Raw genomic sequence first — 1,998 nt, forward strand, 5'->3', positions numbered from 1 at the left:
ACGTTTTACTATCCCACAATTTTTATTGTATGAACCATCTGGACTATAACTCCATATAGTAATGTTAACAACTTATTATAAAGCAGGTGAAAATTATGCCATCAGTTGTAGGAAATTTAGTTGTACAAAATAGTAATGGTTCATTTAACTTAGGTGATTTCTACAACGTTTCTCCGAAAGAAAATACGAAAGCTTATAATGGCTCCGGCGCATCAAACGTTGGTTTTGTTGTTAATACTTTTAGCGGTGTTAGCGCGACCAATACATTTGATTCTGACCTTGCAGATCAAAACCAAGTGGGTACAGCCTAATCTTATGTTTAACCTTCTGTATAGAAAATTTTAATTTGTCTATACTATAATCAGGCTGTTTGACAGCTCTTGTTGATTTTGGAGTACCCTATCTTTTTCTCCCTTTCCCTGGGGCTCAGCAGCTAGCACGAAGCTAGCTGCTTTTTCTTGTATTATTTATTTCATAAATCAGAAATAAAAGAAGCTGCCATTTAATATTCAGCTTCTTTTACGTTATTTCAATAATATCCATAGCGTTAAATACGTAAGTTTTATAAAAGGCGTCTGTACAAATTACAATTTGTTTTACCGGATTAATATGTACAACTGTCATGTAGCTTGTTAATATGTAGCCATCTTCAAAATATGTTACCAATATTTCTTTCTCAGACAGTAATGAATTTAATAATTTATCAGAAATTCTCTCTTTTGCTTCATTTGTTAAAAGCGGTTTTTGTACTTTTAATTTCTCTCCAATAATCTTTCTCATATTTAAATTTAAAAGTTGTTCGGATATTACTGTAAACGGAACCCACTCTCTTTCTTCTTTTTGTATCTTTACATCGTTCATTTTTTATCTCCTTGATCATTTATACATTTATTTAGTCATACTATCCCTTAGTTATTTTTAATACTCACTAAACTCGGATTTACTTCTAAATTATAATTAGGTTATCCCTCTAAGGAACATTAGTTCTTATTATACACGAACTTACGTTCTTTTGAGAAGAGCCATACTTATTATTTTTTAACAAAAAACACAATTTTATTTACCTCTATACTTTCTTTTTCCTTTATCAAATAAACTTCTCATTTCTTATGTAAAATGAAATACATATAACAACTAAAAAGCGACTTCACACAAAGTGAAATCGCCTTTTTCTAAAAAATATTTCAAATTTTATTTTTCTATCCTAACTAATGTTCTTTCTGGAATACATAATTCATCTATATTAAAATGATTTATTTTTAATTTCAATTCCCCTACTCGTTCCTTACCTTCATCACCAACCCAACAACTAAATAATTCGAAATAGTCTCCATCTTCCAAATAGCCTTCCATAATCTTGCATAAAGTTAAAAGTTTTTCTTTCGCTTCTTTTTTTTCCTTTACGTTTTGCCACTCGACAAGTTCAATTCCCCAACTAGTTGAAACCTCATATGTGAAATTTGTTTGGAATTGATACTCTTGTACAATTTCAAGCATACTTTCATCTGAAAAACACGGTCCAAAAACAATTACATCATTAGAATCTGGAACCGTTAACGGAATTTCTACATTACAGCCTATGTAACTAGCTAAACTCATTTTATACTCCTCCAATATTCGTATAAAAAATACTTCATAGTATATTTATTCATATATAAAATCCCTACCCAAACAAAAAAGTTTTAAATTTTTTCGTTTATTAACCATCTATAACTGAAAACATATACTATGATGAACGAACTCACAAAGCATAAGAAAAGAGAACATTTACAACACTCTCTTTTCTTACATACTCTATGAAACTTTGCAAAACTGAATCAGTGATTTTTATTATTATATTTTATTACATATACATAGGTTGTACTATTATATGTAACTCTCTCTCTGTATCCGATTTTTTCGGATGACGAAAATAATTAAGTTCGTACTTTAACACTTTATACTCAACCATCCCTATTTTAATCCCTTTCGTTTCTTTTAATATTGCTAATAAATCTT

3 protein-coding genes are annotated in these 1,998 nt (G+C 29.5%); 1 reads left to right on the top strand and 2 read right to left on the bottom strand.

Features of this window, described 5'->3' with window-relative positions; all coding sequences use genetic code 11:
- Positions 1 to 95 precede the first annotated feature (95 nt).
- Complete coding sequence (gerPF, locus tag DN403_RS30795; protein WP_001141569.1) at positions 96 to 311, top strand: spore germination protein GerPF; 216 nt, start codon at positions 96 to 98, stop codon at positions 309 to 311.
- Between the two features lie 208 nt (positions 312 to 519).
- On the opposite strand, the gene DN403_RS30800 is transcribed toward gerPF, so the two are convergent.
- Together DN403_RS30800 and DN403_RS30805 are read right to left on the bottom strand one after the other, a co-directional pair.
- A complete protein-coding gene (locus DN403_RS30800; protein WP_098437207.1) occupies positions 520 to 861 on the bottom strand; it encodes a YolD-like family protein in 342 nt (113 codons plus the stop codon).
- A 330-nt stretch (positions 862 to 1,191) separates the two neighbouring features.
- Positions 1,192 to 1,599, bottom strand: a complete 408-nt coding sequence (locus DN403_RS30805; protein ID WP_000050522.1) for a hypothetical protein — start codon at positions 1,597 to 1,599, stop codon at positions 1,192 to 1,194.
- Positions 1,600 to 1,998 lie beyond the last annotated feature (399 nt).

It is taken from the genome of Bacillus sp. AY2-1, assembly GCF_008368965.1.
Taxonomy (GTDB): domain Bacteria; phylum Bacillota; class Bacilli; order Bacillales; family Bacillaceae_G; genus Bacillus_A; species Bacillus_A thuringiensis_S.